Annotated in this window: 21 protein-coding genes; 10 read left to right on the top strand and 11 right to left on the bottom strand. The window is 31.0% G+C overall.

Features of this window, described 5'->3' with window-relative positions; translation table 11 throughout:
* Positions 1 to 8 precede the first annotated feature (8 nt).
* The 9 genes from FF125_RS13925 to FF125_RS21945 all read right to left on the bottom strand — a co-directional run bounded on the left by FF125_RS13925 (position 9) and on the right by FF125_RS21945 (position 12,291).
* Positions 9 to 1,733 carry a carboxypeptidase-like regulatory domain-containing protein gene (locus FF125_RS13925; protein ID WP_138950334.1) on the bottom strand — a complete coding sequence of 575 codons (1,725 nt, stop codon included), beginning with the start codon at positions 1,731 to 1,733 and terminating at the stop codon, positions 9 to 11.
* On the bottom strand, positions 1,726 to 2,982 hold the full coding sequence (locus FF125_RS13920; protein WP_138950333.1) for a DUF4249 domain-containing protein: 1,257 nt from the start codon (positions 2,980 to 2,982) through the stop codon (positions 1,726 to 1,728). Before FF125_RS13920 ends, FF125_RS13925 begins: the two co-directional genes overlap by 8 nt.
* A 2-nt stretch (positions 2,983 to 2,984) precedes the next feature.
* The gene (locus FF125_RS13915; RefSeq protein ID WP_138950332.1) at positions 2,985 to 5,744 is read right to left on the bottom strand and encodes a TonB-dependent receptor; all 2,760 of its coding nucleotides are present in this window, start codon (positions 5,742 to 5,744) and stop codon (positions 2,985 to 2,987) included.
* Positions 5,745 to 5,750: 6 nt separating this feature from the next.
* Positions 5,751 to 6,485: a hypothetical protein gene (locus FF125_RS13910; protein WP_138950331.1), complete on the bottom strand. Its 735-nt coding sequence runs from the start codon at positions 6,483 to 6,485 to the stop codon at positions 5,751 to 5,753.
* A gap of 316 nt (positions 6,486 to 6,801) precedes the next feature.
* Complete coding sequence (locus FF125_RS13905; RefSeq protein WP_138950330.1) at positions 6,802 to 7,230, bottom strand: zf-TFIIB domain-containing protein; 429 nt, start codon at positions 7,228 to 7,230, stop codon at positions 6,802 to 6,804.
* Positions 7,231 to 7,276: 46 nt separating this feature from the next.
* Positions 7,277 to 10,615: a preprotein translocase subunit SecA gene (gene secA / locus FF125_RS13900; protein ID WP_138950329.1), complete on the bottom strand. Its 3,339-nt coding sequence runs from the start codon at positions 10,613 to 10,615 to the stop codon at positions 7,277 to 7,279.
* A 339-nt stretch (positions 10,616 to 10,954) separates the two neighbouring features.
* The gene (locus tag FF125_RS13895) at positions 10,955 to 11,176 is read right to left on the bottom strand and encodes a DUF2795 domain-containing protein (protein ID WP_117883287.1); all 222 of its coding nucleotides are present in this window, start codon (positions 11,174 to 11,176) and stop codon (positions 10,955 to 10,957) included.
* Between the two features lie 196 nt (positions 11,177 to 11,372).
* The gene (locus FF125_RS13890; RefSeq protein ID WP_138950328.1) at positions 11,373 to 11,945 is read right to left on the bottom strand and encodes a cob(I)yrinic acid a,c-diamide adenosyltransferase; all 573 of its coding nucleotides are present in this window, start codon (positions 11,943 to 11,945) and stop codon (positions 11,373 to 11,375) included.
* Positions 11,946 to 12,138: 193 nt separating this feature from the next.
* Positions 12,139 to 12,291, bottom strand: coding sequence for a hypothetical protein (locus FF125_RS21945; protein ID WP_175418931.1), 153 nt, complete (start codon positions 12,289 to 12,291; stop codon positions 12,139 to 12,141).
* 155 nt (positions 12,292 to 12,446) lie between these two features.
* On the opposite strand from FF125_RS21945, the gene FF125_RS13885 reads away from it, so the two are divergent.
* The 5 genes from FF125_RS13885 (at position 12,447) to FF125_RS13865 (ending at position 16,258) form a co-directional block, all read left to right on the top strand.
* Positions 12,447 to 13,019, top strand: a complete 573-nt coding sequence (locus FF125_RS13885; protein WP_138950327.1) for a DUF4126 domain-containing protein — start codon at positions 12,447 to 12,449, stop codon at positions 13,017 to 13,019.
* Entirely contained in the window at positions 13,012 to 13,482 is a 471-nt protein-coding gene (locus FF125_RS13880; protein WP_138950326.1) for a hypothetical protein, read from the top strand. Before FF125_RS13885 ends, FF125_RS13880 begins: the two co-directional genes overlap by 8 nt.
* A 174-nt stretch (positions 13,483 to 13,656) precedes the next feature.
* A complete protein-coding gene (gene hisS, locus FF125_RS13875; protein WP_138950325.1) occupies positions 13,657 to 15,030 on the top strand; it encodes a histidine--tRNA ligase in 1,374 nt (457 codons plus the stop codon).
* Positions 15,031 to 15,129: 99 nt separating this feature from the next.
* Complete coding sequence (gene folE / locus FF125_RS13870; RefSeq protein WP_138950324.1) at positions 15,130 to 15,825, top strand: GTP cyclohydrolase I FolE; 696 nt, start codon at positions 15,130 to 15,132, stop codon at positions 15,823 to 15,825.
* Positions 15,818 to 16,258, top strand: a complete 441-nt coding sequence (locus tag FF125_RS13865) for a hypothetical protein (protein WP_138950323.1) — start codon at positions 15,818 to 15,820, stop codon at positions 16,256 to 16,258. Before folE ends, FF125_RS13865 begins: the two co-directional genes overlap by 8 nt.
* A gap of 4 nt (positions 16,259 to 16,262) precedes the next feature.
* On the opposite strand, the gene FF125_RS13860 is transcribed toward FF125_RS13865, so the two are convergent.
* Entirely contained in the window at positions 16,263 to 17,321 is a 1,059-nt protein-coding gene (locus tag FF125_RS13860; protein WP_138950322.1) for an acyl-CoA reductase, read from the bottom strand.
* Positions 17,322 to 17,542: 221 nt separating this feature from the next.
* Between FF125_RS13860 and FF125_RS13855 the strand changes: the two genes are divergently transcribed.
* Positions 17,543 to 17,893 carry a 4Fe-4S dicluster domain-containing protein gene (locus FF125_RS13855; RefSeq protein WP_138950321.1) on the top strand — a complete coding sequence of 117 codons (351 nt, stop codon included), beginning with the start codon at positions 17,543 to 17,545 and terminating at the stop codon, positions 17,891 to 17,893.
* Between the two features lie 79 nt (positions 17,894 to 17,972).
* On the opposite strand, the gene FF125_RS13850 is transcribed toward FF125_RS13855, so the two are convergent.
* The gene (locus FF125_RS13850; RefSeq protein WP_138950320.1) at positions 17,973 to 18,503 is read right to left on the bottom strand and encodes a rhodanese-like domain-containing protein; all 531 of its coding nucleotides are present in this window, start codon (positions 18,501 to 18,503) and stop codon (positions 17,973 to 17,975) included.
* Between the two features lie 181 nt (positions 18,504 to 18,684).
* On the opposite strand from FF125_RS13850, the gene ychF reads away from it, so the two are divergent.
* The 4 genes from ychF (at position 18,685) to FF125_RS13830 (ending at position 23,183) form a co-directional block, all read left to right on the top strand.
* On the top strand, positions 18,685 to 19,779 hold the full coding sequence (gene ychF / locus FF125_RS13845; RefSeq protein ID WP_138950319.1) for a redox-regulated ATPase YchF: 1,095 nt from the start codon (positions 18,685 to 18,687) through the stop codon (positions 19,777 to 19,779).
* A gap of 133 nt (positions 19,780 to 19,912) precedes the next feature.
* Positions 19,913 to 21,043, top strand: coding sequence for a tRNA guanosine(34) transglycosylase Tgt (gene tgt, locus FF125_RS13840; RefSeq protein WP_138950318.1), 1,131 nt, complete (start codon positions 19,913 to 19,915; stop codon positions 21,041 to 21,043).
* Between the two features lie 155 nt (positions 21,044 to 21,198).
* Entirely contained in the window at positions 21,199 to 22,284 is a 1,086-nt protein-coding gene (locus FF125_RS13835; protein ID WP_138950317.1) for an LptF/LptG family permease, read from the top strand.
* Positions 22,284 to 23,183, top strand: coding sequence for a DMT family transporter (locus tag FF125_RS13830; RefSeq protein WP_138950316.1), 900 nt, complete (start codon positions 22,284 to 22,286; stop codon positions 23,181 to 23,183). The genes FF125_RS13835 and FF125_RS13830 overlap by 1 nt, the downstream gene beginning before the upstream one ends.
* The last annotated feature ends 61 nt before the right edge of the window (positions 23,184 to 23,244 follow it).

Raw genomic sequence — 23,244 nt, 5'->3', positions numbered from 1 at the left:
GTATTATTTCAATTTACTTTTATTATTTCTTGTAAGCTAATAGGAGAGCCATCTTCATTGAATCCTTCTAGTCTAATATAATAATATCCCGGAATGTCAGATGCGTAGAAGGAAATTTGATTATTTTTTTTAGGAAATGTTAGATAAGGTTCCCAAAATAGAATATTCCTATAATCTGGAATTCTGTCAAATTTTAAATTACCATCGTAATGTTGCTGAAAATATTGTTTTTTTGTTAATGGCTTAAACAAATTTACGTTTTTAATATAATTACCGCTGGTCGAAGTAGTATAGTCTCCATTTTTTGTCTCAACTGAAATTATACCTTCATATATCTCACTACCATAAATATATTGACTTCCAATGAGATGTATTTTATTAATTTTATTGGGATTATAGGCTAGTAATTCTTCGTGGTTTTGAACTAGAACACCATCAATAATTAACATTGGTAAGATGTCGAGATTTGATCTGTCTTCTGAAATTATAATGTGAAATGTGCTGTTATCCTTATGTTTTTTAATGAATACTTCAGGCATAATCTCTATAACAGTTTCTTTTACAGATGAAAATCTCGTATAGTCATCTAGAAGATAAGTCTTAGTAATTTTTGATTGATAAAAAGGAGCAATTGGAAATATACTATCTTCCTTATTTAGTTTTATGGATGCATAAGAATTCTCAATTTGGTTTTGTACACTTCGATTAAGAATTGTATTACGCATTTCCGACTTAATACTAAAATCAGGAAATTGTAAATTATTTGGACCTAGATTGGTTATCCTATCAATAGAGATATAAAGATTTTCATTATTTAGTACCTGAAACGTAGCATTATCACTTTCATAGGATTGGTTTAAATATGTATAAAAAGAGCCTTCACTATTTGTTGTAGCAATTTTTAAAAGAAAATTTTTACCTGGAATAGCTATAGCCACTTTACTATTTTGTACAGGCTCATTGTTCGCGTTGAGTACTTTTCCACTAATCAATTCACCTCTTAATTCTGGTAAAAACGTATTGGTTTTTAATTCCGAATGTTCAAATAATTTTTTATAATTATTGGCAGAATACATTTTAGGAATAATAATAGAGTCAATTTTATTTACTGAAATGGAATAATTGCCTGAATTAATTATGGGATTGGCGTTTAAAACATAGATTTCAATTTTTTCTCTAAGATGGTAATTGTTTTTTTCAACTGTTAACGTTAAATTATTATTGGTACTGTTTTCCTTAGGGATGGTCTTTAATGGATCAATTAAAGTGTGGTTTGATTTATAAGTTGAGTCATTTTTGGTTAGAATATTAGTTAGATTTTTTTGAAATGGATTGACAATACTAATGTCATTTTCAAAGAAATTATTAGACCAATTACGCATCCATTGGGTATATGCTATTAACTTGTAATTACCTGATGCAATATTTGTTGGGATAAAATAATCTCCGGAGCCAACGCCATTCTCTAATCTTATTTTATGTTTAAAAATAGATTTTAAATCTTTATCGATTAACTCAACATATGCTATTTTACTAATTGCACTTAATTTCTTCGTCTCCTTATCTATACAATATAATTTGTAATAAACACTTTCTCCAGTAACGAAGAAACTTGTGTTAAAATGCAAAAAAATATCTTCTTGTGGAACAGTGTTATTACCAAAATTTTGAGCATTTAGTTTATTGCAGCAAATGCACATTGAAAATAATAGTATGTAAATATATTTATTCATACCAAAAATCTGGTTTTACGTTATTACCTAAAATTCTACAATCTCCACAGGCAGCTGTTACAAATTTATAAGGACCACTATTTGGATCAGGATTGTCATCATCAGGTATGTTATTGGGGTTAGGAATGTAATCCGTTGGACCTACATATTTTATCTGATTTTGCTGGAATGGAACAACGAACCTTAGTGGTGTGCTATATTCACGGGGAATAAAATATGGTGGTAAATCCTCATCCACGAATAGATCTCGATAGTTAAAAAACATTCGTTTTTCAGAAACGGTGGAAACTTCAAAAAATCCTATAACTTTTTCATCTGGATTATCTATTGAACTTATATTCCCTTGAAGAAAACCTGGTTGATTTTGAACAATACCATTATCTGAGGAAGATATCTTTTTTAATGTTTTATAATAAGTATATGCATCAATTGATAATACAAATTGCTTTACAAGTATGCTGTAACGGTAAGATATTATTGGATTTATACTTTTTATAAACCTTACTTCAAACTTTTCTATACGATCTTCTGATAAATCAGTGGTTTCGGTAAGAATAAGCCCTTTAGAAAGATCTGTTTTATAGCAAGTTTGCTGTTCTGTTGTTTTAAGTTCAAATTCAAAAGTCTGTATCGTATCAATGATGCCATCCTCGCCTTCTACAATAATTGGAACTATAACTAAATCTTCTGAAACCCAATCAGGAGCAACTATTTTGTAGGTTTCTTCAAATTCATATCTGTAATATTTTGAGTTACCGGCATCGTCATGACTATCTATAAAAATGGAAACGCCATCTTCTTTCAATTTACTACTGCGTTCGGCATATACATTTTCAATTTGTGTAGTATTTGACATCTCTATCGCCTTTGATTGATAAGACCTATTATCCGATGTCGTTATAAATAATTGGTATGTGTTTCCTGATTCTGCAGCAAAAGGAATTTCGGAATCGTAAGTGCCTTTTTTTGAAGTTTCAGTAAAATCTATTCTATTGCCGTTATCGTCTGAAATATATACACTAGCATCTGTTTCTGGAGGAACAACTTCATCTTCAAAACTAAAAGAATTAGAAAGTTTAATTTGCTGTGTTTTATATTCATTTGTTATCAGAGCTTCCACAACAATTGCATTTTCAAAACTTTGAGTTTTAATCTCAAAAGGTTCAATACATGAATTTGTAAGTAGAACGACAACTAGACTCCAAAAGATACGATGTGGTCTGTTTTTTTTTATGGGATATAATTTCATGTTTAAAATTTAAAATTATAAGTTATGGTGGGCACTGGAACAGAAAAAACGGAACTTTTATATGCTTTAATACCACCGTCTTCAGTAACAAAAAATACCGAAAGAGGATTGTTTCTACCTAAAACATTATATACAGAAATGTTCCAAAAACTATGTGCAAATTTTTTAATTTTATGATTACCTTCTATATTAATTCCTAAATCTAATCGGTAATAGTTTGGAATCCTAAATTTATTTCGCTCACTGTAAAAGACATATTGCTCACCTTCAAATTCATATTTACCTATTGGATAAGTAACAGGTCTTCCTGTTTGAAATAAAAAGTTAGCAGAAAAGCTATAACGTTTAGTTAATTTATAATTTGCAACAATACTTAAATCGTGAGGTTTATCATAATTAGAATTAAAGTATTTACCGTTATTTACACGATTCTCACTGAATTTACTATCTAATTTTACTAACGACTTAGAATAGGTATAACCTATCCATCCATTTAATCTTCCTTTATTTTTTTTAACTAAAAACTCCAATCCATAGGCTTTGCCATCACCTTGTAAAATTTCGGTTTCAATAGTGTTATTAAATAATAGTTCAGCTCCAACTTTATAATCCAATGTGTTTTTTAGTTTTTTATAATAAGATTCAATACTTAATTCATAGGTGTTTCCATCAATATTTTTATATAAACCTAAAGAAACTTGTTGTGCTCTTTGGGGTTTAATATTATAATCAGAAAGTTTCCAGGTGTCAGAAGGAGAAGCCGTTGTGTTATTAGATAAAGTGTGAATAAATTGAAAATTATTATTATAACTTGCTTTTATTGATAAGCTTGGACTCACAGAATACCTTGCTGAAAGTCTGAGTTCTGGACCTCCGTAGTTTTTGACAACTTCATTTTTTCCAAAATTTAGCGTATCAATAGCGGTTTCTTCATTTCTAGGTGAATTTTGAGCGTATACAATTTGGTCTGTATTACCCAAAAAAGCATAATAGGAGTATCTTAGACCTGCATTTATTGCTAGATTTTCACTAATAGAAAAATCATCAGTAATAAAGAGAGCCGATTCTAAAGCTTGTTCTTTATTAATAGTTAGTGTATTGACAATGGAATTGTTTCCTTTGGGTGTTTTTTTACCAGGACTGTTACTGTAAAACTTTCCTGAAATACCATAATCAATGGAGTGCTTATTATTAGGTACATAGGACATTAATAATTTAAGTTCCGTTTCATTGACATCATAGGCAAAATTAAAATTACTATTTCCATTTTTATTATCATAATCAATATTAAAATCATAACTACTATGAGCTAAAATAAGACTTCCTTTATTTTTTTCATTAAATCTATGATTCCAATTTAGTGATAACAAAGTATTACTATAGCCATAAAGAGAATCTGAGGCAATACTATATTTATCATTACTGAAATAGGCAGTGGCTAACAGGCTATTGTTTTCATTAAATTCATGTGTGTATTTTATAATAGCATCATAAAAAGAGGCTTTACTATTTTCTAATTTCTCTTCATTAGTTGCATTTAATAACCAATCAGAATAAGTTGCTCTTGCACCGACAATTAAGGATGATTTTTCTTTTATAATGGGTATTTCAAATGTTAAATTACCAGTAACTGGACCTATGGAACCTTCACCTTTGAACTCGTTGTTATTTCCTTTTTTTGTTGTAATATCAAAAACGGATGATAATCTTCCTCCAAATTCAGCAGGAATATTCCCTTTGTAGATTTCTAAATCTCCTGTTGTAAAAGGGTTTAAAGCGGAAAATATACCAAAAAAATGAGTGGGGTTATAAATGACTGCGTTGTCTAAAAGCATTAGGTTTTGATCTGTTTTCCCTCCTCTAACATTATAGCCGGCAGCAGCTTCACCTGCAGTTGAAATTCCTGGTAACGTTGTAGCTACTTTTAAAATATCTCTTTCACCAAGAACGAGTGGAATTGTTTTTACATCTTTAATTTGAATTTTGGTAATACCTGCAATAGATTCATTTACGTTTTTATCTTTATCCGCATCAATAATAATTTCATCCAACATTTCCAGATTATCTTCCATCCTAAAATTATAAAAACCATCGTTATATATAATTGCTTTTACTTTAAGATCTAACATCCCTAATGATTTTAGCTCTAAATAATTAGTTCCAAGGGGTAAGTTAATTGTATAATTTCCGTCAAAATCTGTTACGGAATTTATATTTTTATCAGGAACACTTATTACGAGATTAGGAATAGGTTCTTTTGTTTCAGTATGAATAACCCTACCTTTAAGTGTAAATTCTTTAAGGCTTGAATATATCGTTTCTTTGCCGATTCTAATGGTTTCAATACCTTTTCGTCTAGGTGTATTACCTCGTGCAATAAATACTGGTTTTTTACCTTCGATTGCTTTATTTTCATCGCCATTTTCACTCAAACCGATTTTTGGAAAGAAGTCATGAATAATATTGTTTTGAGTTAAAATCACTTTATTATCAGATGTAATATAATAGTTTATAGATGTTTGTTCAAAAATATCTTTTAAAACAACACTAAGTTTAGCACTATCATATTGTCCCGAAATCCTATAATTATCATTAAACCAATTTTCAATAAAATAAAAACGGTAGCTTGTTTTTTTCTCAATTTTTTTTAAAACATCTATGATGCTGTTATTACCATAACTGATCGTAATTTTCTCAGTAGATTTTTGAGCAATAGTAGTATGAATGCTTAAAATGAATACAATTAGTATTATTTTTTTCATTAATCGTTATTCAATATGTTGATGTATTTGTTGTATTACTCTTTTGATAAAAGCATTGTAATCAGAATTTTTTAAACTTCTATTACTACTTTTGTAAATGGTGTTTATTTCCTTTTTTAAAGTTGGAAAAATTTTTTGTAAATCTTTTTTATGATTTATTTCATAGTAATTATGTTCAAATAAGATAAAATTTTCATCTTTTTCGAAAAACTTATTATATTGGGTACCTTTACTTATATAGCTCCTTTCTAATTTTCGGTGCTTTGTATATAATTTTATATTATTTCCTTTATACGAAATTTCATAAAATCCATCCATTACAATGGATTCATTGGCAACATTCAAAAACACAAAATCTTTGTTATAAAGAGTAAATTCTTGAACGAATGCTTTGTTGAGTTGAACGATACTCTCACCCGTAGCCGAATTTTTCAGGTTAGCAATTAACTCATCTTCGTAAATATCATACTTTAAAGGAATATCATAGTATTTTTGATTATTGAACATCACAACGCCTAAGGCATAATCACTGTTTAAAAAAAAATTATGATTTCTATGCTCAGTTCGATACGTTTTTTTATAAATCTCACCGTTGAATAAATCGGTATTATCTTGACTTATATTTTGGTCAAACCAAGTGTAGTATTTTTTTTCGACAAGCTTCTGTTGTGCGAGAATAACAGTAGTGCTACTAGTAAAAAAAAGAATAAATAAGTGGAAGATAAAACGGGTACATTTCATAGAATAAAAAAAGGGGAAAAATTATATATATCGCTAATATATTAATTTATGCTGAATAATTAGTCAATTGTTTTTTTAAGCCGATATTTTTGAAGAAGTATTATATGGCTAATTGATATTGTTGTTAAAAAAAATCAAGTATAGTTGAAATTATTAAGTGTTAATAATCAAGGCATTGTATTGAAGATATAGCCATATAGTATAAAATTAAAAACGCAAAAGAAGTATATATTATTGAAAAGTTAGTTGAAAGTAAAACAAAAAAAATCCAACGTCAAAGAACATTGGATTTCGTTTTTAAGAAGAAGAAATAGGTCTATTTAAAAAAATCTAAAAGACTGCTGAAAAAGCCCATTCGTATTTCAGGAGCCTCGATTCTAGATCTTTCATAAAAGACTTCTAAATCTTTTAGTTCACTTTTATCAAGCCAAACACCGTGACCATTAACACAAGAATCTATATAGATCTGAGAGCAATAGCCGTATTCTCTACGTTCCATTTCTCTATCACATTTTGGACAGTTTAGTAAAGGCTGATCTTTAGATTTTGCCATTAATATAGATTTACCTACATAATCAGGTATGCGAGCTAATTCTTCCTTATAATCATTTATTTTAACGTCCTGAATTTTTTCTAATTCATTAGCATCAAGCCAAACACCTCCACATTTGTTACACGCATCTACTTCTACAGTATTTTCATGCATTCTTTTTTCTAATTCAGAACCATCAATTGGACATTTCATATAATACTATTTAATGTTTTTATTTTTTTTCTCTATTCTCTATTCTCTATTCAACCAATACCCATTCTCCTTTTTCAATTAAAGGAATAGCTTGCTTAAATTTAACTTCTTTACTTTCACCATTTATCACATGTTTAATAGTAACACGTTCATTTCTTCCTATTTTACGTTCTTGACGTACAATAGTTTCGGTAACATGTTGTTCTTGTGTTTGATTGGTACTTGTGTCTTGAGTAGGACTGTTGTAATCTGCCTTGCTCACTTGTACTTTTTCTCGTTTTTGCTCTTTAGCTTGAGAAATTTCTTGAGCATTTTGATTTGGTAATTCTCCTTTAAATAGGAAAGACAATACTTCTTTATTTACCTTAGTCAACATTTTTTTAAACAATTCAAACGCCTCAAATTTATACACTAAAAGTGGATCTTTTTGTTCGTAAGTTGCATTCTGAACTGATTGTTTTAGCTCATCCATTTGACGTAAATGATCTTTCCATGTTTCATCAATAATGGCAAGTGAAATATTTTTTTCAAAATCAGATACTAATCCTTTTCCTTTAGATTCATAAGCATCTTTAAGATTAGTAACTACATTTAGAGTTTTAACACCATCCGTAAAAGGAACTGCTATACGTTCATATTGATTGCCTTGTTTTTCGTAAACATCTTTAATTACAGGGAATACCGCTTCAGCATTACGCTCAACTTTGTTTTGATAGTGTTTATAAATAATTCTAAACAGTTCGTCAATCAAATCTTGCTCTGGTTTCGTTTCAAATTCTTCTTTTGTAAACGGTGAAGAGCTTGAAGAAAAACGAATTAGTTCAAATTCAAAATTAGAATAATCATTAGACGCTTTGTTATCAATTACAATAGCTTCACAGGTATCATAAACCATATTTACGATATCAACCTGTAAACGTTCTCCATACAATGCATGACGACGACGTTTATAAACCACTTCACGTTGAGAGTTCATAATATCATCATATTCTAACAATCTTTTTCTAATACCAAAGTTGTTTTCTTCTACTTTTTTCTGAGCTCGTTCAATAGATTTTGAAATCATAGAATGTTGAATCATTTCGCCTTCTTTTAATCCCATTCTGTCCATCATTTTGGCAACACGTTCCGAACCAAATAATCGCATTAAATTATCCTCTAAAGAAACATAAAATTGAGAAGATCCTGGATCACCTTGACGACCAGCTCTACCCCGTAATTGTCTATCTACACGACGAGAATCATGTCGTTCTGTACCGACAATGGCTAAACCACCTGACGCTTTTACTTCAGCAGATAATTTAATATCCGTACCACGACCAGCCATGTTTGTTGCAATAGTTACTACACCAGGATTACCAGCTTCGGCAACTATATCAGCTTCTTTCTTATGCAATTTTGCATTTAATACATTATGAGGTATTTTTCTAATGGTTAACATTCTACCTAATAATTCAGAAATTTCAACAGAGGTTGTACCTACTAATACAGGTCTTTTTTCTTCAACCAATCTTACTATTTCTTCAATGACAGCGTTGTATTTTTCGCGTTTAGTTTTGTAAATTAAATCCTCTTTATCTTTACGTACTAAAGGCACGTTGGTTGGTATTTCAACTACATCTAATTTGTAAATTTCCCAAAATTCACCAGCTTCAGTAACAGCAGTACCTGTCATCCCAGAAAGCTTGTTGTACATTCTAAAATAATTTTGCAGCGTAACAGTAGCATACGTTTGGGTTGCATCCTCAATTTTAACATTCTCTTTTGCTTCAAGTGCTTGGTGCAGTCCGTCAGAATAACGACGACCGTCCATAACACGACCCGTTTGCTCATCAACAATTTTAATTTTGTTGTCCATGATTACATACTCTATATCTTTTTCAAATAGGGTATAGGCCTTCAAAAGTTGATTTAACGTATGGATACGCTCACTTTTTATACTAAAATCTCTAAACAATTCTTCCTTGGCTTTGGCAATATCTTCTGGAGTTTCATTTTCCTTTTCAATTCGGGCTATTTCCATTCCAAGGTCAGGTAGTAAAAAGAAATTATCTTCCTTATCTTTTGTACCTGATAACTGCTCAATACCTTTATCTGTTAACTCTATAGAATTATTTTTTTCATCAATAACAAAATAAAGTGCTTCATCAATTTTTGGCATCTCTTTATTGTTATCCTGCATAAAATGATTTTCAGTTTTTTGCAGTAATTGTTTAATACCTTCTTGACTTAAATATTTTATTAATGCTTTATTTTTTGGTAAACCTCTGAATACTCTTAATAAATGAATAGCACCTTCTTTTTCATTACCTTCTGCAATCATTTTTTTAGCATCAGCTAATACACCCGTTAAAAAAGTTCGCTGTTTGCTTACAATATCATTAACCTTTGGTTTTAACTCATTAAATTCATGTCTATCACCTTGAGGTGTAGCCCCTGAAATAATTAATGGTGTACGAGCATCATCAATTAAAACTGAATCTACCTCATCTATAATGGCAAAGTTATGTGGGCGTTGCACTAAATCTTTTGGTGCATGTGCCATATTATCACGCAAGTAATCAAAACCAAATTCATTATTTGTACCATAGGTAATGTCAGCGTTATAGGCCTTTCTTCTGGCGTCAGAATTAGGTTTGTGGTAATCGATACAATCAATACTTAAACCATGAAATTCAAATAAAGGTCCCATCCATGCAGCATCACGTTTGGCTAAATAATCATTTACTGTAACTACATGTACTCCGTTTCCAGTAAGAGCGTTTAGATATATGGCTAAAGTGGCAACTAATGTTTTACCTTCACCCGTCATCATTTCAGCAATTTTACCTTGATGTAATACCGAACCACCAATTAGTTGCACATCATAATGAATCATGTCCCAAGTAATAGGTTTACCAGCAGCATCCCAAGAGTTACTCCAAATAGCATAATCATCCTCCAAGACGACATAATCGTTATCGGCAGATATTTCTCTATCAAATGGTGTCGCTTTTACTTTTAGTGTTGTGTTGTTTACCAAACGCTTTGCCGTCTCTTTAATAACAGCAAATGCCTCAGCTTGAACATCTAACAAAACACCTTCAGAAGCTTGATAAGCATCTTCATTTAGTAAATCAATTTGTTTATAGATTTCTTCTTTGCGATCAATATTCGCGGTCTCAATCTCAATATTTAATTCTGCTATTTTATCATCAAAGGGTTTTCGAGCCTCCTTTATTTTTTGTTTAAATTCTAAAGTCTTACCCCTAATTTCGTCAATAGAAAGTTTTTCCATTTGGCTTTCAAAAGCCCTAACGTTAGTTACTATAGGTTGTAATTCTTTTAAGTCTTTTTTCTTTTTATCGCCCACAAAGACTTTAAGGACTGAATTTAAAATACTCATATGTTTCTTTTTTATATTGAATTAAATCAATATTTTGATGTGTTTTTTATTGTAATTTTTATGCTATTAATTAATTTTTTTAGATTTAATCAGCCTAGAAAAGCTAAGACCAAGACCTAATCCAATTAATAAACCAGAAATAAAATTGATGCCATTATTGTCAAAAAAGTAAATTGACAATAGACCTACGGTTATACTTATCAAACCAAAAACTTCGATTTTATTCATAGTCAATACTTTACACAAATATAAGAATCTGTGTATTATAGACAGTTAATTTTTATATAAAAAGGTGAATAAAAACCAAAAAAAAAGTCTCATTACGAGACTTTAGATTTTTTAATATTCATCTTCATTCCATAGGAAATCTTCATCCGTTGGATAGTCCGACCATATTTCTTGAATAGACTCGTAAGAATCATCTTCGTCTTCAATTGCTTGCAAGTTTTCAACAACTTCAAGCGGTGCACCAGTTCTGATAGCGTAATCAACTAACTCGTCTTTGGTGGCTGGCCAAGGAGCATCACTTAAGTAAGATGCCAATTCTAAAGTCCAATACATAATTGTAATATAATTTTAATATTTTGCAAAAGTAATTTTTTTAAGCACAAAAGCAAGTTTTTTATGTATTATTTTTCAAATTATAAAAGAACGTTCTTTAATCTCTATAAATTATCATCAACTTAATTGGTTTTAATAATTAATATAGGTTGATGTTGCTATTTTTTTTACTAGAAATCCAAATAGGGATTCTAAACTAATTTTTACTAGGTAGCCAAGGTATCTCCTCAACATGATTATCATAAGTCAACTTCCGTGCCAATACAAAAAGATAGTCTGATAGTCTATTTAGATACATGATTATATGATCATTAATAGGGTCATTTTCATTGAGCTGCACCGATAAACGCTCAGCACGACGACAAATACATCTAGCAATATGACAAAATGACACAGTTTGGTGACCACCTGGCAATACAAAATGGGTCATTTGCGGCAATGTTTGCTGCATTGTATCTATTTCATTTTCCAAATATTCGATGTCAGACGTTGTGATTTTCGGAATATTTAAACGTTCCTTACCATTTTTTAAAGTTTCCTTTTCAGGAGGCGTGGCTAACATGGCACCAAGTGTAAACAGTTCATTTTGAACTTTTAGTAATGTTTTCGCTGTAGGTTCCGTAATTTTTTGATCTTTTAATAAGCCAATATGTGAATTTAATTCATCAACAGTGCCATAAGCTTCAATACGTAAATGATATTTAGGTACGCGGGTGCCTCCATAAAGTGACGTTTGTCCTTTATCTCCTGTTTTTGTATATATTTTCATTGATTCAATGTTTTATAATATTCTAATTATACATAAGCTAAATGTTTATAAGCATTGTTAGGCTTGCTGAAACTTTATGATATCAAGAGTTTTGAAACGCCAATCATTTTTCTAACTTATTTAAGTTACAAAGTTATTGACTTATTAGGGGATTAAAAAATTTAAACGAGAAGGGTTTTCAAAGTAGGTCTAATTAATTTATAAGACCAAACCATTTTAAAGCAATCATTAGTAGAATTAAAGATACACCGGCAATAAATAGGGCTTTTACAACTTTATCCCAAAATTGAGGACCATAAGGTTCTGAATCTTCGTTATTATTGAAATTATGACGAGAGTGAGACATAGCGTTTTGTTTGAACTCAAAAGTAAGGCAAGTTCTCTTAATAGAAAAGAGCGGAAATCAAATTGGGGGAAAACCCTAGAGCAAAAAGGGGAAAAATCCCCTATGTTATGTTGGAATAATAATTGTAACTATCTTTGTGTTATAATAAAACGTAAATGCCCGAAACAATTTTTAGTATTCTATTAGGTATTGGCCTAGCTGCTTCGGTGGGTTTTAGAATATTTGTACCACTTTTTGCGTTGAGTTTAGCTTCCTATTATCAGATTATTCCCTTAAATGAAAATTGGGAATGGATAGGCAGTTCTGCGGCAATGATTACTTTAGGTATTGCAACAGTCGTTGAAATTGGTGCCTACCTTATTCCTTGGTTAGATAATTTATTAGATGTTATTGCTGTGCCTTTGGCAGCCGTTGCAGGTACTGCAGTAATGTTATCAACAGCGGTCGATTTAGACCCAATAATAACATGGTCTTTGGCTATTATTGCAGGTGGAGGAACGGCTACTGCTATTAAAGCATCTACAAGTACGGCAAGATTAACAGCAACAGCTACCACTGGTGGTATTGCGAACCCCATAGTGTCAACAGTTGAATCAGGTACCTCAATAATTATGGCTGTTTTAGCTTTTGTGGCTCCAGTTTTAGCCATAGTTTTTGTAATTATTATATTGTGGTTATTATTTAAAGTATTCAAATGGTTTAAGCCAAAAAAACAGATAGATGGATAACAGTGCACAACAAAACGGTATTTTTAAAACATTACAAATTATTTATGGAGCTTTAATTGCGGGTATAGTAGTATTCTCAGTTGTTGCTTTTATCCTAATTGATACACCAGTATACGATATAGATATTACCAATATTTTTACAATAGTGGTACCGATTATGGCTGTTGGTAGTATCTTTTTTAGTGATTCTGTATACCAATCTATGGTTAAAAGAATTTCACCAAATAATACTTTAAATTCTAAATTAGCTCAATACCAAACCGCAACTATTGTAAAAGGGGCCTGGTTAGAGGCTCCTGCATTTATTGCAATTGTCGCAGCTTTTCAATCGAATAATATTATCTTTTTATTTGTTTCTGTACTTATGGCAGTCATTATGTATTTAAAATTTCCCAAAAAAGAAATCTTTAAACAGGAAGTCAAATTAAGTTTTGAAGAAAAAACGGAATTCGATAGACTATAATGAAGCTGTCGGTGTTCAGTGAGCGTTAGCCATTTTTTGTTTAGTTTAAAGTTTAAAATGCATTTCTTTGTTTTGGTTTAAAATTTTGCCAATACAATGACTCCTAAACAATTCAAGTTTCCATCTTAAAAAACGGTAATTATTTCCGATATTTGCAGCTTATTTAAAAAATTAATGGCACAAAAACCAAGCATACCTAAAGGGACAAGAGATTTTTCACCAACAGAAGTAACGCAACGAAATTATATTTTTAATGTTATAAAAGAAGCATTTGAGAATTACGGATTTCAACCCATTGAAACACCGAGTTTTGAAAACTCTTCTACACTCATGGGGAAGTATGGCGAAGAAGGAGATCGATTGATTTTTAAGATATTAAATTCAGGTGATTATTTATCTAAAGCAAATGAGACTGCTTTAAATGAGAAAAATAGTAATGCTTTAACTGCTTCTATCTCGGAAAAAGCACTTCGTTACGACCTTACAGTTCCTTTTGCCAGATATGTTGTACAACACCAAAACGAAATTGAATTTCCATTTAAACGCTATCAAATGCAACCTGTTTGGCGTGCAGATAGACCTCAAAAAGGACGTTTTAGAGAGTTTTACCAATGTGATGCCGATGTAGTGGGAAGCACTTCATTATGGCAAGAAGTAGAATTTGTACAATTGTATGATGACATTTTTACTAAACTAGGATTAAAAGAGACCATTATAAAAATAAACAACCGAAAAATACTTTCTGGTATTGCCGAGGTTATTGGTGCTTCTGATAAATTGATTGATTTTACAGTTGCTCTAGATAAGTTAGATAAAATTGGTAAAGACGGTGTCATTAAAGAAATGCTAGGTAAAGGCATAACGGAGGAAGCCATTAAAAAAGTAGCCCCTTTATTGCAATTGCAAGGAGATAATGATTCGATGTTAAAAGAATTGAAAGTTATTTTAAAAGATTCCGACCAAGGTTTACAAGGTGTTTCTGAACTAGCGTTTGTTATTAATAATGTTGCAAAACTAGGTTTGAATACCAGTAGTTTAAAGCTTGATGTTACGCTGGCAAGAGGATTGAATTATTATACGGGAGCCATTTTTGAAGTTGCTGCAGCTCAAGTGAAGATGGGGTCTATTGGTGGTGGTGGAAGATATGATGATTTAACGGGAATATTTGGTTTAAAAAATATGAGTGGGATAGGGATCTCATTTGGATTGGATAGAATTTATTTAGTGTTAGAAGAGTTAGGCTTATTTCAAAAAGTAGAATTGCCTAAACCAAAGGTTTTATTCATTAATTTCGGAGAAAATGAAGCTTTTTATTGTTTAGAAACGATTAAAAAATTGCGTGAAAATGACGTAAAATCAGAATTGTATCCAGACAATGCAAAACTGAAGAAACAGATGAATTATGCCAATAAGCGTGATATTAATTTTGTCGTTCTCGTTGGTGAATCTGAATTAAATGAAAGTAAGTATACTTTAAAAAATATGAAAAGTGGAGATCAAAGTTCTTGTAATTTTGAAACCCTACTTAAAGCAGTAAAGAATTCGTAAATTTGCAGTGTCCCCTTGAGGGGAATTTAGGGGTGTTTTTATAATCCAAAAGGATAAATATATTTCATTCCGATATTGATAATTAAAAGATTAAAGAAAATGTTTGAAGGAAAAAACGGTAAAATTAATTCCGAAATTATGGAAGACGAAATAGGTGATAATCATATTGCAACTACAGCAACAACACCTCTACGCGATGATGCTTTTGAAGTATCTGATACTGATAAAATGCTAGCTATTGAAGAGAATATGGCTCAGATTTTACATACCTTAGGTATGGATCTAACTGACGATAGCATAAAAGGCACGCCACGACGAGTGGCTAAAATGTTTGTTCAAGAAATTTTTTCGGGCTTAAACCCTAAAAATATGCCAAAGGCGTCTACTTTTGATAACAACTACAAGTATGGCGAAATGTTGGTAGAAAAAAATATTACAGTATATTCTACCTGTGAGCATCACTTATTACCAATAGTGGGTAGAGCCCATGTTGCTTATATTTCTAATGGAAATGTAATTGGCTTATCAAAAATGAACCGTATTGTAGATTATTACGCAAAACGACCACAAGTACAAGAACGTTTAACAATGCAGATTGTTCAAGAATTGCAAAGAGCATTAAACACAGAAGATGTTGCTTGTGTTATTGATGCCAAGCACTTGTGCGTAAATTCACGTGGTATTCGCGATGTAGCCAGTAGTACTGTAACTTCTGAATTTGGAGGTAAGTTTAAGGAGGCTGCTACCAAACGTGAATTTTTAGACTATATCAAGTTAGAAACAAGCTTTGAGTAAGTTAATTAAAAAAGTACCTTTATTGTTTTGGGGATTGATTCCTCTGATTTTAATTTATGGTTTCTTTAATAGAGAAGAAGCTTTAGACGTTAATGTCTATGATTCTTATTTTATTTTTCAGTTATATTTTGTTCTAATACCACTTTGTCTGTATTTGTACCTTGTTGGTTTAGGGTATTATTTATCTTATAATAGTAACAAATTTAAACCGTTGGGTTTTCTTACGATAACGCATGTTATTTTAACAGTAATTGGTCTATTAATTTTATTTTTTGTTCCTCAATATACTAGTTTTCATTCCAATGATTTAAATGCTAATGTTAGGAATATTATGTTATATCAAAACTTACGAAAGTTTGCTGTCTTAGGTGTTGTTTTTGCTCAGATTGTGTTTTTAATTAATCTTACTATTGGTATTTTTAGAAAGCGTTAGAGCTCTAAACTAAAGCACTCAAAAATTGCAACGTATCAACACCGTCCGCATAATCGGTTAAACTAGGTTGTTGCGTTTCTCCAAACTTTACGGCATTTTCTATGGTATTACTAACCACACATTGTATTTGATCTTTATCAGCCTCAAGTTTAAGTTGAAGAGACGCTAAATCGTCATAATATTCATAGAATGCTGTAGCAATAGGAGAGGAGTAACTATTATCTTCCTTTATCATAAAAAAGCCATTTTCTAAGATGTCAAACTCACTCATTAAATATACAGCCTTATTATAATCATAATTGTTTTCGTATTTTTTATAATTGATAATGTCCTTATATTCAAAAATAGCATTAAAAAAAGGATCAAAATTATATCCTTTTGGTACGTATAATTTAGAAATGCTTCTGCATCCTAAGCCGAAATACCTAAAAATATCTTCTCCAATACCTTTTAATTCCTCTAAACTGTCGCTTTCGGTAATTACGGCAACACTATTTCTATTGTTTCTTATAATATGAGGTTTATTACCAAAATAATATTCAAAATACCTAGCGGTATTATTACTTCCTGTCGCTATAGTCGCATCAAAATCAGTTAGTTTACCCTCCGTAAAGTCTATAGAGCCTTTAAATTCTGGTTCAACATATTCTAAATATTTAGCCAATAGCGGCAGTAAATGCTTATCATTTGATGATTGTTTAATGCGAATAGCATGCCCTGAGATTAATACAGATAAAAAATCATGAAAACCAACTAGAGGAATGTTTCCCGCCATAATAACGGCTATCGTTTTAGGATTGTCGTTAGTCAAATTATACGAAGAAGTCCAATTTGTTAAGGTTTCTAAATTCAGTAATTTAGTCCAACTTTCTATTCCATAAAGTACATTTTCTTTTGTAAACCAACTATTAAATTCTTGAGCTCTATTTATTTGAAGCTTAACAGCATCAAAAAAGAGATCATTAAGCATTACATGCTCCTTTTTCTCAATTTTATCTTGAGAAAATTGACTTAAAAATTTTCCTAATTCAACAAAAGCATTGATCCTTTTTTCTAATATCATTTTCAGTTTTTTATCGTTTGCGTATAAAAATAAGTATGTTTTTACAGTGCTAGCCTTGTTTTCTTCACCTGGCACTATGTAAAAATATAGTAAAGCTATTACTATGAAAATATTTTAGGCTTAATCCGCTAAAAAAAATAGCAACAACTAAGTTAAAATACCACACTTCTTTTTAAACAAGAATTTTGTAACTTCGCAGCAAATTTAAAGTAAAAAAACAAATGGCAATTATAATAACTGACGAATGTATAAATTGTGGGGCTTGTGAACCTGAGTGTCCAAATACTGCAATTTACGAAGGAGCCGAAGATTGGCGTTATAAAGATGGTACGTTGCTTGATGGTGATGTGGTTTTACCTAACGGAAAAAAGGTAAATGCAAATGAAGATCAGGAGCCTGTAAGTGATGAAATATATTTTATAGTACCAGATAAATGTACGGAATGTAAAGGTTTTCATGATGAACCTCAATGTGCGGCAGTTTGTCCAGTAGATTGTTGTATACCTGATGATGAACATGTGGAAAGTGAAGAAACATTGTTAGAGAAGCAACGTTTTATGCATCCGGAGTAACGATGTGTTCAGTTACCTATTGGTGTTTTTTTTGAAGTGAATTCAAACGTTTTGTCAATCAAGTAATTGTCAAATCGATTTATTTTACGGCTGTTCCTTCAAATTTAATTCGGGAATCTTTAATAGCTACAAGTTCCGATAATTCATATACATTTTTATAGCCATAGCCGTAAAGGTTAATGTAAGTTGGGATATTAAGAGCTAATGCTAAGTTATTTTCTTTAGCGGGTAATACCATTTTTGTAGCAAAATGAATGGCGTCATTGTCAATATTATTGTTGCAGTAAATTAATATTTTGGTTTCGGGATCAGGTATTATGTTCCTCAAATTTTTATGGGTAAAGTCTGTAAAATCTAAGTGAATAGCCCCTTTAATATGTTTTTGTTCATAACGTCTGTCTGAACGCGTATCTAATAGTACAACATTTACTTTTGTACTCATCGCTAAAAAATCATCTAGATTTATTAAACGTTTTGCTCTGTGACTTTCAACTTCATGTACTAACGCTTTAAAATCGTCAAAACTAACTCTTGATGGGGGTGTAGAAATTTGTTGTTGTGCATTTGATAATTGGCCAACAGCTAAAAGGATAAAAAATATATTTCTCATTTTTTCATGTTTTAATGTGATCAAAAGTCTATAATATCATTATAGTATCCAATTGATAATGAGTAACACTGCCTTTTCAATGCGTAAAAGATGTTTTTAAGTTTTATTTAGAATTTGCATTTTGTTTTTTATAAAAACTTAACCCTATATTTGCACCTCGAATTTTTAGAAATAATAAGTTATGAAGGCAGGTATCGTAGGGCTTCCAAATGTAGGTAAATCCACACTTTTCAATTGTTTATCGAATGCAAAGGCACAAAGTGCTAATTTTCCATTTTGTACTATTGAACCAAATATTGGTGTTGTAAACGTTCCAGATAGACGTTTAGAAAAATTAGAAGAACTCGTTAACCCAGAACGTGTTTTACCAGCAACCGTTGAGATTGTTGATATTGCAGGATTGGTTCGTGGAGCAAGTAAAGGGGAAGGATTAGGGAATCAGTTCTTGGGTAATATTAGAGAAACAGATGCAATTATTCACGTATTACGTTGTTTTGATAATGACAATATCATCCATGTTGATACTACTGTTGATCCAATTCGTGATAAAGAAACGATAGATATTGAATTGCAATTGAAAGATCTTGAAACGGTTGATAAAAAGCTTGAAAAAGTAAAGCGTACGGCTAAAACAGGAAATAAAGAAGCTCAAAAAGAAGAAATCGCTTTAAATAAAGTGAAAAAAGCATTGGAAGCAGCTATTTCTGTCCGTGCAGTTGAATTAACTTCAGAGGAGCGTGAAGATTTTATTAAACCATTACAATTATTAACAGACAAGCCTATTCTTTATGTTTGTAATGTAGATGAAGCTTCTGCTAAAGATGGAAATGCATATGTAGAGTCAGTAAAAAAAGCAATTGCCAATGAAGATGCTGAGGTAATTATTTTAGCTGTAGCAACAGAAGCAGATATTACGGAATTAGATTCTTATGAAGAGCGAGAAATGTTCTTAGATGATTTAGGTCTCGATGAGGCAGGTGCATCAAAATTAATTAGAGCTGCCTATAAGCTATTGAATTTACAAACGTATTTTACAGCAGGAGTTAAAGAAGTAAGAGCATGGACAATCTTGGTTGGAAATACGGCACCACAAGCAGCAGGTGTTATACATACTGATTTTGAAAAAGGGTTTATTCGTGCTGAGGTTATGAAATATGCCGATTTTATTGAATATGGTAGCGAAGCGAAAGTGAAAGAAGCAGGAAAGTTATCTATAGAAGGTAAAGAATACGTAGTTCAAGATGGTGATGTAATGCACTTTAGGTTTAACGTTTAAGTTAGCATTAAATAATCAGTTAAGGTATTTTTTTTTAATAACTTAATGCATCACATTTGTAACGTATACATGTGAATTGAATCATAAAAAAGTCTAAAGCCGTTAATCATTATACGCCAATCAAAAAATAAGCATGAAGTTTGATTTAAAAATAACTGATACTACTTCCAAAGCAAGAGCAGGTACCATTACAACCGATCATGGAGAAATAGAAACACCTATTTTTATGCCTGTGGGTACCGTGGCATCTGTAAAAGGTGTTCATCAACAAGAGCTTAAAAAAGATATTAATGCTGATATAATTCTAGGAAATACATATCATTTGTATTTACGTCCAACTACTAAAATTTTAGAAAAAGCGGGTGGATTGCATAAATTCATGAAATGGGACAGACCTATATTAACAGATAGTGGAGGGTATCAGGTGTATTCGCTTTCTGGTAATAATAAGATTAATGAAAAAGGTGTTAAGTTCAAATCGCATATAGACGGTTCAATGCATTTTTTCACTCCAGAATCCTCTATGGATATTCAACGAAGTATAGGTGCTGATATAATCATGGCATTTGACGAATGTACGCCGTATCCTTGTGAATATAATTATGCTAAGAATTCAATGCATATGACGCATCGTTGGTTAAAACGATGTATCAATCATTTAGAGAAAACACCTGAAATTTACGACTTTAAGCAAGCATTTTTTCCAATTGTTCAAGGGAGTACGTATAAAGATTTACGTAAACAATCTGCTGAGTTTATCGCTTCAATGGGAGCTGAAGGTAATGCCATTGGTGGGTTATCTGTGGGTGAGCCTGCTGAAGAATTGTATGAAATGACTGATATTGTTTGTAGTGTGTTGCCTGAAGATAAACCACGCTATTTAATGGGCGTTGGTACACCTATAAATATTTTAGAAAATATAGCTTTAGGTGTTGATATGTTTGATTGTGTAATGCCTACAAGAAATGCCAGAAATGGTATGTTATTTACAGCTCATGGTAGTATTAATATAAAGAACAAAAAATGGGAAGATGATTTTTCTCCTATAGACGAAATGAATATTACGTTTGTAGATACTGAATATTCTAAAGCTTATTTACGCCATTTGTTTGTTGCAAAAGAATACTTAGCAAAGCAAATTGCAACCATTCACAATTTAGGATTTTATATGTGGTTGGTTCGTGAAGCTAGAAAACATATCTTAGCAGGAGATTTTACCATTTGGAAAAATATGATGGTAAAACAAATGGATAAAAGATTGTAATATAAATTAATAAAAAGAGCAGGTTTATTTTCGCCTTTTAAAAGGTTATTTTGAATTGAATTCAGAATTATAAATAGTCAATATCTCGTTTTATTAGAATCTGAAGAAATTTAGATTGACAAAAATTTTAACTTTAAGATAGCTATTAGGTTGAGATGAGAATTCTGGATAAATACATACTAAAAAAGTACTTTACCACTTTTATTTTTACATTACTAATTTTGATACCTATAACTGTTGCTATAGATATTTCAGAAAAGTATAGTAAATTTTTAGATCATGCAGACTTAGGTGTGGGAGAAATCATTAGCAACTATTATATTCCTTTTATTATCAATTATGGAAATACATTTATGCCATTGGCACTTTTTATTTCTACCATATTATTTACTTCAAAATTAGCTTCTAATACAGAAATCGTAGCTATTCATAGTGCAGGTATTCCCTATAAAAGATTTTTAAAACCCTATTTATTGGGTGCTATTTTAATTGGACTTATATCTTTAACTGCCAATCATTTTTTATTAAATAAATCTAATAAAACTCTTGAAGCTTTTGATGAGGCCTATATACGTAGAGAGAAAAAAACCAAAACATATGTGAACGAAGCGAGTTTACAGTTGTCAGAAAATGATATTGTCTATTTTAAGCGTTTTACTTTTTCTAGAAACCACGGAACTAATTTTTCATACCAACACTTTGATGGTCTTAATTTAAAATATATACTAACTGGTAGAACTATTAAATGGAATACAAAGGATAGTACATATACCATAACTAATTATGCGAAACGTTGGATTGGTGAAAAAAATGATAGTATTGAATCTGGTAGAAAGCTTGATACTACGTTTAATTTTATGCCTAAAGATTTATTGTATGTCGACTATTTGGCTATTGAAATGGCATCTCCTGAATTATATGCACATATAAAGGAATCTGAAAACAGGGGAGTTAAAAACTTGAACAAATATAAAGTAGAACTGTACTCTAGAACTACATTACCTGTCTCTTCTATAATCTTAACGGTTATTGCGGTTTCGTTGGCCTCTAGAAAAAGAAGAGGAGGTATAGGTATTAATTTGGCAGTTGGTGTTAGTTTGATGTTTCTCTATGTATTTTTTATGAAGGTAACTGAAGTTTTGGGAGCTTCTGCAACGTACAATCCATTATTCATGGTGTGGATACCTAATATATTATTCGGAATTATTGCGGTCTATCTCTATTTTAAGGCTAAGAAATAATGAATGCGATTACGAAAAATTATTTTCATCTTCACTTTATAATTTTTATTTGGGGATTTACAGCCATACTTGGTGCTTTAATTAGTATTGATGCCATTCCTTTGGTTTGGTTTAGAGTAACCTTAGCGACATTATTTTTATATGCTTTTATTCGGTTAAAGAAAGTAAAGATTCAAGTCCCTTTTTCTGTTTTATTAAGATATATTTTTGGAGGTGTATTGATTGCCATACATTGGATTACTTTCTTTTATGCCATTAAAATAGCGACAATTTCCATCGCATTAGCAGCCATGTCAACGGGAGCCTTGTTTGTAACTTTAATTCAATGGGTAGTATTTAAGAAAAAACTAATTCCCTATGAATTGCTTTTCTCGCTATTAGCAATAGTTGGCCTTGTCGTAATTTTTAATGCAGAAGGTCAATATTTTATAGGTATTTTAATCGCGTTATTATCCTCTTTTTTATCGGCCTGTTTTTCGATTTTAAACTCCAATTTAATTAAGAATAATTCGGCAACTGTTATTTCTTTTTACGAGTTGTTTTTTGCTTCCATTTTTATTGGAATCGTTTTGTTAATTAATGGAACTGTTGATAGTCATTTCTTTGTGCTTTCAAGCACAGATTGGCTTTATTTACTGCTTTTAGCTTCTGTATGTACGGCCTATGCTTTTGCAGCATCAAACCAAGTTTTAAAAAGTGTAAGTCCATTTACAATGATGTTAAGTATTAATTTGGAACCTATTTACGGAATAATCCTAGCCATTATTATTTTTAGAGAGAAAGAAATAATGACTACCAATTTCTATTATGGAGCATTACTTATATTAGTTACAGTGGTTCTGAATGGCGTTATTAAATTAAAAAAGAAGCATAAAACTACTGCGGTTTCGAAATCTTAAATATCTTCTCTAGTATCACTTCCGTTATAAAATTAACATTTTATATCTTTTATTCACGAAT

This window comes from Aureibaculum algae, from assembly GCF_006065315.1.
GTDB lineage: Bacteria > Bacteroidota > Bacteroidia > Flavobacteriales > Flavobacteriaceae > Aureibaculum > Aureibaculum algae.
Note: the sequence above shows the minus strand (reverse complement) of the source record. Positions and strands in the feature narration are given on the sequence as shown.

Bases quoted from the DNA above. Each gene is read 5' to 3' on its own strand.
- FF125_RS13925 (WP_138950334.1), bottom strand. From the start codon at position 1,733: ATGAATAAATATATTTACATACTATTATTTTCAATGTGCATTTGCTGC.
- FF125_RS13920 (WP_138950333.1), bottom strand. From the start codon at position 2,982: ATGAAATTATATCCCATAAAAAAAAACAGACCACATCGTATCTTTTGG.
- FF125_RS13915 (WP_138950332.1), bottom strand. From the start codon at position 5,744: ATGAAAAAAATAATACTAATTGTATTCATTTTAAGCATTCATACTACT.
- FF125_RS13910 (WP_138950331.1), bottom strand. From the start codon at position 6,485: ATGAAATGTACCCGTTTTATCTTCCACTTATTTATTCTTTTTTTTACT.
- FF125_RS13905 (WP_138950330.1), bottom strand. From the start codon at position 7,230: ATGAAATGTCCAATTGATGGTTCTGAATTAGAAAAAAGAATGCATGAA.
- secA (WP_138950329.1), bottom strand. From the start codon at position 10,615: ATGAGTATTTTAAATTCAGTCCTTAAAGTCTTTGTGGGCGATAAAAAG.
- FF125_RS13895 (WP_117883287.1), bottom strand. From the start codon at position 11,176: ATGTATTGGACTTTAGAATTGGCATCTTACTTAAGTGATGCTCCTTGG.
- FF125_RS13890 (WP_138950328.1), bottom strand. From the start codon at position 11,945: ATGAAAATATATACAAAAACAGGAGATAAAGGACAAACGTCACTTTAT.
- FF125_RS21945 (WP_175418931.1), bottom strand. From the start codon at position 12,291: ATGTCTCACTCTCGTCATAATTTCAATAATAACGAAGATTCAGAACCT.
- FF125_RS13885 (WP_138950327.1), top strand. From the start codon at position 12,447: ATGCCCGAAACAATTTTTAGTATTCTATTAGGTATTGGCCTAGCTGCT.
- FF125_RS13880 (WP_138950326.1), top strand. From the start codon at position 13,012: ATGGATAACAGTGCACAACAAAACGGTATTTTTAAAACATTACAAATT.
- hisS (WP_138950325.1), top strand. From the start codon at position 13,657: ATGGCACAAAAACCAAGCATACCTAAAGGGACAAGAGATTTTTCACCA.
- folE (WP_138950324.1), top strand. From the start codon at position 15,130: ATGTTTGAAGGAAAAAACGGTAAAATTAATTCCGAAATTATGGAAGAC.
- FF125_RS13860 (WP_138950322.1), bottom strand. From the start codon at position 17,321: ATGATATTAGAAAAAAGGATCAATGCTTTTGTTGAATTAGGAAAATTT.
- FF125_RS13855 (WP_138950321.1), top strand. From the start codon at position 17,543: ATGGCAATTATAATAACTGACGAATGTATAAATTGTGGGGCTTGTGAA.
- FF125_RS13850 (WP_138950320.1), bottom strand. From the start codon at position 18,503: ATGAGAAATATATTTTTTATCCTTTTAGCTGTTGGCCAATTATCAAAT.
- ychF (WP_138950319.1), top strand. From the start codon at position 18,685: ATGAAGGCAGGTATCGTAGGGCTTCCAAATGTAGGTAAATCCACACTT.
- tgt (WP_138950318.1), top strand. From the start codon at position 19,913: ATGAAGTTTGATTTAAAAATAACTGATACTACTTCCAAAGCAAGAGCA.
- FF125_RS13835 (WP_138950317.1), top strand. From the start codon at position 21,199: ATGAGAATTCTGGATAAATACATACTAAAAAAGTACTTTACCACTTTT.
- FF125_RS13830 (WP_138950316.1), top strand. From the start codon at position 22,284: ATGAATGCGATTACGAAAAATTATTTTCATCTTCACTTTATAATTTTT.